This window comes from Aminobacter sp. P4_D5, assembly GCF_056401815.1.
The window spans coordinates 1-7,934 of the sequence record NZ_JBFUIP010000217.1 but is presented as its reverse complement, the minus strand read 5'-3'; the positions used below and the strand labels follow the sequence as shown (position 1 = coordinate 7,934).

10 protein-coding genes are annotated in these 7,934 nt (G+C 63.0%); 3 read left to right on the top strand and 7 right to left on the bottom strand.

Annotated elements, in window-relative coordinates:
* Positions 1 to 77 precede the first annotated feature (77 nt).
* The 4 genes from trpA to AC1DWF_RS28345 all read right to left on the bottom strand — a co-directional run bounded on the left by trpA (position 78) and on the right by AC1DWF_RS28345 (position 3,716).
* Entirely contained in the window at positions 78 to 917 is an 840-nt protein-coding gene (gene trpA, locus AC1DWF_RS28360) for a tryptophan synthase subunit alpha (RefSeq protein ID WP_476788204.1), read from the bottom strand.
* A 2-nt stretch (positions 918 to 919) separates the two neighbouring features.
* The gene (trpB, locus tag AC1DWF_RS28355; protein ID WP_476781672.1) at positions 920 to 2,140 is read right to left on the bottom strand and encodes a tryptophan synthase subunit beta; all 1,221 of its coding nucleotides are present in this window, start codon (positions 2,138 to 2,140) and stop codon (positions 920 to 922) included.
* Between the two features lie 28 nt (positions 2,141 to 2,168).
* The gene (locus tag AC1DWF_RS28350) at positions 2,169 to 2,828 is read right to left on the bottom strand and encodes a phosphoribosylanthranilate isomerase (RefSeq protein ID WP_476781671.1); all 660 of its coding nucleotides are present in this window, start codon (positions 2,826 to 2,828) and stop codon (positions 2,169 to 2,171) included.
* A gap of 129 nt (positions 2,829 to 2,957) precedes the next feature.
* Complete coding sequence (locus AC1DWF_RS28345) at positions 2,958 to 3,716, bottom strand: M48 family metallopeptidase (protein ID WP_476781670.1); 759 nt, start codon at positions 3,714 to 3,716, stop codon at positions 2,958 to 2,960.
* On the opposite strand from AC1DWF_RS28345, the gene AC1DWF_RS28340 reads away from it, so the two are divergent.
* Positions 3,715 to 3,972 carry a hypothetical protein gene (locus AC1DWF_RS28340; protein WP_476781669.1) on the top strand — a complete coding sequence of 86 codons (258 nt, stop codon included), beginning with the start codon at positions 3,715 to 3,717 and terminating at the stop codon, positions 3,970 to 3,972. The genes AC1DWF_RS28345 and AC1DWF_RS28340 overlap by 2 nt on opposite strands.
* Positions 3,973 to 4,024: 52 nt before the next feature.
* On the opposite strand, the gene AC1DWF_RS28335 is transcribed toward AC1DWF_RS28340, so the two are convergent.
* From AC1DWF_RS28335 to AC1DWF_RS28325, 3 genes are all read right to left on the bottom strand, one after another.
* The gene (locus AC1DWF_RS28335; protein ID WP_476781668.1) at positions 4,025 to 4,465 is read right to left on the bottom strand and encodes a DUF2852 domain-containing protein; all 441 of its coding nucleotides are present in this window, start codon (positions 4,463 to 4,465) and stop codon (positions 4,025 to 4,027) included.
* A 120-nt stretch (positions 4,466 to 4,585) separates the two neighbouring features.
* Complete coding sequence (locus AC1DWF_RS28330) at positions 4,586 to 5,728, bottom strand: benzoate/H(+) symporter BenE family transporter (protein WP_476781667.1); 1,143 nt, start codon at positions 5,726 to 5,728, stop codon at positions 4,586 to 4,588.
* A 4-nt stretch (positions 5,729 to 5,732) separates the two neighbouring features.
* Positions 5,733 to 6,506, bottom strand: a complete 774-nt coding sequence (locus AC1DWF_RS28325; RefSeq protein WP_476781666.1) for an alpha/beta hydrolase — start codon at positions 6,504 to 6,506, stop codon at positions 5,733 to 5,735.
* A gap of 198 nt (positions 6,507 to 6,704) precedes the next feature.
* Here AC1DWF_RS28325 and infC point away from each other — a divergent pair, with 198 nt between their 5' ends.
* Together infC and AC1DWF_RS28315 are read left to right on the top strand one after the other, a co-directional pair.
* Positions 6,705 to 7,241, top strand: coding sequence for a translation initiation factor IF-3 (gene infC / locus AC1DWF_RS28320; RefSeq protein ID WP_476781694.1), 537 nt, complete (start codon positions 6,705 to 6,707; stop codon positions 7,239 to 7,241).
* Positions 7,242 to 7,443: 202 nt separating this feature from the next.
* The coding region (locus AC1DWF_RS28315; protein WP_476842329.1) for a methyltransferase family protein at positions 7,444 to 7,934 on the top strand (491 nt) is incomplete at its 3' end.

Here is a 7,934-nt window from a genome sequence, read left to right as displayed (position 1 = left end):
GAGTTGATCTTGGGGCGAACGTAGTTGGTAATCCAGTTCATGGCAGAAGTCCTCTTCGAGCCCAGGACATGGGATATTTATTGGGCGGTAGCAAGGCGTGCGGCGCGAATGCCCTGGGACAAGCCGGTGACCAGCGTTGCCACAGCCTCGGCCGGGTCGGCGGTTTTCTCGCCTTTCGGCCCGATGACATTGGCAACCGCATTGACGATCGCCGTGCCGACAACCACGCCGTCGGCGGAGGCGCCGATGGTCCTGGCCTGCTCGGCGGTCTTGACGCCGAAGCCGACGCAAACCGGCAGGTCGGTGTGGGCCTTGATGCGGCTCACCGCCTCGGCAACCTTCGACGTGTCGGCAAGTGCTGAACCGGTGATGCCGGTCATCGAGACATAATAGACGAAACCCGAGGTGTTCTCGAGCACCTTGGGCAGGCGCTTGTCGTCGGTCGTCGGCGTTGCCAGGCGGATGAAATTGATGCCGGCCTTGAGTGCCGGGATGCACAGCTCGGCATCCATTTCCGGCGGCAGGTCGACGACGATCAGCCCGTCTATGCCCGATGCCAATGCATCTTCGAGGAAACGGTCGACGCCGTAGATATAGATCGGGTTGTAGTAGCCCATCATCACGATCGGCGTTTCGTCATCGCCCTGACGGAACTCGCGCGCCATCTGCAGCGTCTTTTTCAGCGTCTGGCCGGCCTTCAGCGCGCGCAGGCCAGCGGCCTGGATCGCCGGACCGTCGGCCATCGGGTCGGAGAACGGCATGCCGAGCTCGATGATGTCGCTGCCGGCCTTGGGCAGCGCCTTCATGATCGACAAAGACGTCTCATAGTCGGGGTCGCCGCCCATGAAATAGGTGACGAGTGCTGGGCGTCCCTCGGCCTTGAGCTTCGCCATGCGGCGATCGATGCGCGTGGTCATGATCAGATCTCCATACCCAGCATCTTGGCCACCGTGTGCACGTCCTTGTCGCCGCGGCCGGACAGGTTGACGATCATCACCTTGTCTTTGCCCATAGCAGGGGCGACCTTGACCGCATGCGCGATGGCATGGGCGGATTCGAGTGCCGGGATAATGCCTTCGACGCGCGTCGTCAGCTGGAACGCCTCAAGTGCCTCGTCGTCGAGGATCGGCACATATTCGACGCGGCCGGTATCGCGCAGCCAGCTATGCTCGGGACCAACGCCAGGATAGTCGAGGCCGGCCGAGATCGAATGTCCGTCGAGGATCTGGCCGTCGTCGTTCTGCAAGAGATAGGTGCGGTTGCCGTGCAGCACGCCGGGGCGGCCCGCATTCATCGAGGCGCAATGCTCGATGCCGTCGAGGCCACGCCCGCCCGCTTCGATGCCAACGATCTTGACGCTGCGGTCGTCGAGGAATGGATGGAACAGGCCAATCGCATTGGAGCCGCCGCCGACGGCAGCGACGATCATGTCCGGCAGGCGGCCTTCCTGTTCGAGGATCTGGGCGCGCGCCTCGGTGCCGATTACCGACTGGAAGTCGCGCACCAGTTCCGGATAGGGATGCGGGCCGGCAGCCGTGCCGATCAAATAATAGGTGTCGTGCACGTTGGTGACCCAGTCGCGCAGCGCCTCGTTCATGGCGTCCTTAAGCGTGCCGTGGCCGGCGCTGACCGGGCGCACTTCAGCGCCCAAGAGCTTCATGCGGAAGACGTTCGGCATCTGCCGCTCGACGTCGGTGGCGCCCATATAGACAAAGCACGGGAAGCCGAAGCGTGCCGCAACGGTTGCCGAAGCCACGCCGTGCTGGCCGGCACCCGTTTCCGCGATGATGCGGGTCTTGCCCATGCGCTTGGCCAAAAGGATCTGGCCGAGGCAGTTATTGATCTTGTGCGAACCGGTGTGGTTGAGGTCTTCGCGCTTGAAATAGATTTTTGCGCCGCCCAAATGCCTGGTCAGGCCTTCGGCGTAATAGAGCTTGGAGGGTCGGCCGGCATAATGGGTCGACAGGTCGCTCAGCTCCGCCTTGAAGGCCGGATCGTTCTTGGCCTCGTCCCAGTGGCGCTGGAGTTCGAGGATCAGCGGCATCAGCGTCTCGGCGACGAAACGGCCGCCAAAAATGCCGAACATGCCCTGTTCGTCGGGCCCGGTGCGGAAGGAATTGGGCTCAGTCGGCTTGTTCACGGCCGATCTCCTTGCGGCTGGAGGCTGGTCAGGCGGCGCTGCGGTCGCGAGCTGCCCGGACGGCCCTGAAGAAATTTTCGATCAGCGCCGCATCCTTGACGCCCGGAGCGCTTTCCACGCCCGAGGAAATGTCGATGCCGGGCGGATTCGCGAGCTTGAGGGCGTCGCCGATATTGGCGGCGTTCAGGCCACCGGAAAGCATGTAATCGACGGAGGCGTCAAGGCCTGCGAGCAGCCGCCAATCGAACGACACGCCATTGCCGCCGGGCAATTCGGAGCCGGCGGGCGGCTTGGCGTCGAAAAGCAGGCGGTCGGCAACACCTGTATAGGGCGTGATCGCCTCGAAATCGGCGGCCTCGCGAATGGAAAAAGCCTTCATGACAGGCAGGCCATAGCGCACTTTTACCTCAGCCACGCGCGCCGGCGTTTCCTTGCCGTGCAGCTGGATCATGTCAGGCGCCATCGCCGCCACGATCTCGTCGAGGAAGGCGTCGTCGGCATCGACGGTCACGGCAACGGCCTTGGCCCTACCCTTTGCTGCCTCACGCAGCCGTCCGGCGAGCGCGGGCGCAACATTGCGCGGGCTCTTGGCAAAGAAGATGAAGCCGACATGGCTAGCGCCATTGCTCAGCGCAGCGTCGAGTGTTTCAGCGGTGCTCAGGCCGCAGATTTTGATGTCGAAAGCCATGGGTGGGGAGTGGCACGAAAAGGCGGCAAAGTCGAGGAAAAGCGAAGGAAGTAGTGGGCTGGCGCGTTGCCGTTGCGATCACCCCAAGCTGACCCTAGTTCTATTCACTACTCTCTATTCGCTAGTCCCTCACTCAAACTGTATCGCCTGCAGCGCGCCGCCATTGCGCTTGAGCCAGGCTTTGCAGCGCTCGGTGTCGGGGCAAAGTTCTTCGCACAGCTTCCAGAATTTCGGGCCGTGGTTCATCTCTCTGAGATGCGCCACTTCATGCGCGACGAGGTAGTTGATGACAGGCGTCGGCGCCATCATGATGCGCCAGGAGAATGACAGCACCCCGTCCGACGTGCACGAGCCCCAGCGGCTCGTCGTGTCGCGAAAACGGATCGCCTTGGCGCGGCGGCCGGCGGACTGGCAGTGCGTGGCCACCATCGCCTCGATGTCGCGCTTGGCCTCGCGCTTGAGGAAATCGGCGATGCGGCGCGGCAGGTGTGTCCGGTCGCCATGGACCAGAAGCGTCGGCCCGCTTTCGTCCTGCGACTGGCGCACGGTTCCGCGCGTCCCGCCTTCATGGATGATGAGATGCGGCACCCCGCGAATGGGAATCTTGATGCCAGGGCGCACCTGCGGACGGTCAGGCACCTTGGCGAGGCGCTGTTCCAGCCAGCCCTGATGGCGGTCGAGGAAGCGGTCGACTTCACCCTGGCGCAGGCCGGGCGGCACGGTGATGCGCAGGCCGCGTCCGCCGGCATCGATGCGCAGCGTCAGCCGCCGCGCCCGGTCGTTCTCAACGATCCTGAGCGGTAGTGTGCGGCCCGCGACGACGTGATCCCGCTCCTGGACGGGAGCAGGCGCGCGGGGCTGTAACTTCCTGAGGAAACCGAAAGGCATGGCGGTAGAATACGTGATTCGCTGGCTATTGCGTGTCGGTAAGAAAACCGAGAACGTGAGCTATGGCGAGTGGAGGACTGAACAAATGAAAGACTGCGTGTGTGGCTGCGGAGATTCGACTGCTGGTGGGGAGTTCTTGCCGGGTCACGATCAGAAATTGCGCGCCGAGTTGGAGCGGCAGATAGGCGGCATACACAAACTCCGTGAATTGGTTGAGCGCGAACTTGGCCGGCCAGTCATCACTCGCAAGAAGTAACAAAAACGGCGCCGCGTTTACGGCGCCGTTGGCATTCAGCGATCAGGCGACCTCAGTCGTCAAGCAGGCCCGATTTGCCGCTCTTCTTGGGCGTAACGGTCGGTGCCGTCGGCTTGTGGCGGTTGGCCATGAAGCGGTCGAAATCGTCCTGGTCCTTGGCCCGGCGCAGTTCGCGGGCATAGGCGTCGAATTCTTCGCGCATCGTTTCAAGCTTGCGGCGCTCTTCATCAAGGCGCTCGAGTTCCTTCTCGCGCCAGTCGTCGAAAGCGACGTTGCCGGTGCGGGCGTTGGTCCGGTACGAGGCCTTGCGGCAGCCGGCGAAGATGCCGTCGGTTGCCCGGTTTACGTCGCGCTTGAAACCTTCAAGCCGGTCGCCCCAGATGATGTAGGCAAGCATGGCGAGGCCGAGCGGCCAGAACACCATGAAGCCGATCACCATCAACGCGATGGTTGCCGGCGTCCAGGCCGGACGGATCAGTGCAGTCGTGTTCATTTTAGTTTGCCGTTCCTTTGTTCGAGGCAGCCGGGGAAAAAGCTGCTCCAAACGACATGGGAATGGAAAAATGGCGATTCAAGACGATGTCGGGCGAAACCGGACAATGGCTTGGAAAACCTAGCCTTTTTTGAGGCTCTCGAGCACCAGGATGACCAGGCCCGCGACCAGCCCCCAGAACGCCGAGCCGACGCCAAACAGCGTCAGCCCCGACGCAGTGACCGCAAAGGCGGTGGTTGCGGCCATGCGGTGGTGGTCGTCCTTGAGCGCGATGGCGAGCGCATTGGCCAGCGGCGCCATCAGAGCGAGACCAGCCACCAGCACGATCAGGCTCTGCGGAAGTACAGCGAAGATCGCCACAAGCGACGCCCCGAAGGCTGCGAAGATGACATAGGCGAGCGCATAGAACGGCCCGGTCTTCCAACGCTCTTTCATGTCGGGATGCACGTCGGGGCCGGTGCAGATCGCAGCCGAAATCGCCGCGAGATTGGTGGTCAGGGCGCCGAACGGTGCCGACAGCACCGAAAACAGCCCGGTGACGCCAATCAGCGGCCCCGGTTCGGGGTGGTAGCCGGCGGCGCGCAGCACGGCGAGGCCTGAAAGGTTCTGCGAGGCCATGGTGACGAGATAAAGCGGCAGCGCCAGACCCACGATCGCTGCGACCGAAAACTCGGGCGCGATCAGCGTCAGCGTCGAAAGTTCCGGGGTTGGCAGCCCGCCAACGCGTCCGGTGAGAAAAGCGGCAAGCCCGCCGCCGACCAGCACCACCAGCACCGAAAGTGCCGGGTTGTACAGCCGGATCAGGAAGAATGCTGCGATCAGCGGCAGGATCAGCCAGGGATCCCCAGGGATGGTCTTCACCGCATTGATGGCGAAGGTGACGACGATGCCGGCGAGCATGCCCGAGGCAACCGATGCCGGAATGCGCGAGATCAGCTGAGTCAGCGGCTTGATCAGGCCTGTGAGCACCAAAAGCACGCCAGTAACCAGGAATGCGCCCACCGCCTCGCCGATGGTGAAGCCGCTGCTCGCCGCGATCAGCGCGGCACCCGGGGTCGACCAGGCGGAGATGACGGGCATCTTGGTCCGCCACGACAGCCAGGCCGTTTCGAACGCCATGGCAAGGCAGATCGCGGTGACCCAGCTCGCCGTCTGGATCTGCGACGCCCCGACCGCGTTGGCGGCGGCGATGATGATGGCAAGCGTGCCGCCGAACCCGACGATGGCTGCGACAAATGCCGAAATCGGGATCGATATGCGCATCGGCTCAGCCTGCCCGTTGGATCATTTCGCCGACCGCGCGGGTCATGAGGTCGAGATCCTCAGGCCGCGACAGGCGGTGGTCGCCATCGGGCACCAGGGACAGCGTCGCGTCGTCGGCCGGCAAAAGGCTCATCAGCTTGAGCGCGTGGCTATGCGGCACGTCTGGATCGACAAGGCCCTGGATGATGTGGACCGGGCAGTGCGTATGGATCGGCCCCGTCATGACCAGGTTCTGCCGTCCATCCTCGATCAGCGCGCGCGTATAGATGTAGGGCTCGGGCGAATAATCCGACGGCTCCTCGAAATAGCCCTTCTCCACCAGATCGCGCCGTTGCGCCTCGGTCAGCTGCGGTTCGACCAGCTCGGCGGTGAAGTCGGGTGCGGGCGCCAGAAGCACCAGCCCCGCAACGCGATCGCCCTCGCCCGCTCTGTTCAACTCGGCATTCATGCGCAGTGCGATCCAGGCGCCCATCGACGAGCCGACAAGGATCTGCGGTCCGTGCGTGAACTGGCGGAATACCGCCAGGCTTTCGCCCAGCCATTTCGAGATCGTGCCGTCGGCGAAGCGGCCAGCGGACTCACCGTGACCGGAATAGTCGTGGCGCAGGAAGCTCAGGCCTTCGTCGGCGGCCCAGCCGGCCAGCGTTTCGGCCTTGGTGCCGAGCATGTCGGATTTGTAGCCGCCAAGCCACACGACACCCGGCGCTGCCCCCTCCATACGCCTCACGGCGATGCGGATGTTGTCGACCTCGATGAACTCTGATGCGCTTGCAATCATGGCTGCTCCCCCGGCACGGACTTGTGGCACAGCCGCCACGACACGGAAAGTACCCGACAAAAACCTTATTTGGGGCAGTTCGCATGCGCACAAGCAGGTGATTTGTTGCGATTGCTGTGTTATGGACATCGCCCGCGCGCTACCCACATTGGCGCGTCAGACATTCAACAACGTCAATGGCTCGAGGAGACCACGACCATTCGCAGACCTTTTAAATCAGCCGCGCCTACCAAGGACGGCCCGCGTTCCAACCGTGACATCCGGGTTCCCCGGGTCCAGCTGATCGACGTCGACGGTTCGAACCGTGGCGATGTTTCCATCAACGACGCACTCCTGGCCGCCGAAGAGGCAGGCCTCGATCTCGTAGAAATTTCCCCCAACGCCACGCCGCCCGTCGTCAAGATCCTTGACCTCGGCAAGCTGAAATACGCCAACCAGAAGAAGGCGGCCGAGGCGCGCAAGAACCAGAAGGTCATCGAGATCAAGGAGATCAAGATGCGCCCGAACATCGACAGCCACGACTACGAGACCAAGATGAAGGCGGTTCGCCGCTTCTTCGAGGAAGGCGACAAGGTCAAGCTGACGCTGCGTTTCCGTGGCCGCGAGATGGCGCATATGGAACTCGGCATGCAGCTCCTCAACAAGGTTCGTGAGGAAACCGCCACCATCGCCAAGGTCGAAGCCGAGCCCAAGCTCGAAGGCCGCCAGATGATGATGGTGCTCGCGCCACGTTGATGCCTTTGTGCATCGGCCCGAAAATCGACACAGATTTTCGGGAAGCACGATGCGCGGATCAAAATATTGGAGCGTCCTTTGCGCGTCCGAAAGGACGCGCGGCGCTCTGATGCCGGCGACAGCCGGGGCGATGTTTCATTTCTCTTGAAAGGCGTCGAGCGGTCGAACTCGCCATGCGGGTACTGCAGGCGAGTGGACTGCCATGAGCAAACAGATGGTTGAAGGGCTGGGGAATTATCAGCACCGGCGCCGCATGGTGCTTGCCGCGCTGATCATCGCCATGTTTGCGGCGCTGTTGTTCGGCCAGTCGACCTTCCCGCCCGAAACGACAGTCCACGAAGTCCTCGAGATGGCCGGCCTGCTGATGATCTTCCTCGGCATCGTCGGGCGCCTGTGGTGCACGCTCTACATCGGCGGGCGCAAGTCGGGGGAGATCGTTACAGGCGGGCCCTATTCGATGACTCGCAACCCGCTTTACGTGTTTTCGACGCTGGCGGCGGCCGGCGTCGGCGCCCAGATGGGCTCCATCGTCGCCACGATCGGCTTTGCCGCATTGTGCGCCTTGGCCTTCCATATCGTCATCCTGCGCGAGGAACGGCATCTCGACTCGCTCTTCGGCCCCGAATACCAGGCTTATGTCGCCAGGGTGCCGCGCTTCTTTCCCAACATTTCCCTCTACCAGGAGGGCAATAC

Bases quoted from the DNA above. Each gene is read 5' to 3' on its own strand.
- AC1DWF_RS28335 (WP_476781668.1), bottom strand. From the start codon at position 4,465: ATGAACACGACTGCACTGATCCGTCCGGCCTGGACGCCGGCAACCATC.
- AC1DWF_RS28350 (WP_476781671.1), bottom strand. From the start codon at position 2,828: ATGGCTTTCGACATCAAAATCTGCGGCCTGAGCACCGCTGAAACACTC.
- trpA (WP_476788204.1), bottom strand. From the start codon at position 917: ATGACCACGCGCATCGATCGCCGCATGGCGAAGCTCAAGGCCGAGGGA.
- AC1DWF_RS28325 (WP_476781666.1), bottom strand. From the start codon at position 6,506: ATGATTGCAAGCGCATCAGAGTTCATCGAGGTCGACAACATCCGCATC.
- AC1DWF_RS28345 (WP_476781670.1), bottom strand. From the start codon at position 3,716: ATGCCTTTCGGTTTCCTCAGGAAGTTACAGCCCCGCGCGCCTGCTCCC.
- AC1DWF_RS28330 (WP_476781667.1), bottom strand. From the start codon at position 5,728: ATGCGCATATCGATCCCGATTTCGGCATTTGTCGCAGCCATCGTCGGG.
- AC1DWF_RS28340 (WP_476781669.1), top strand. From the start codon at position 3,715: ATGGCGGTAGAATACGTGATTCGCTGGCTATTGCGTGTCGGTAAGAAA.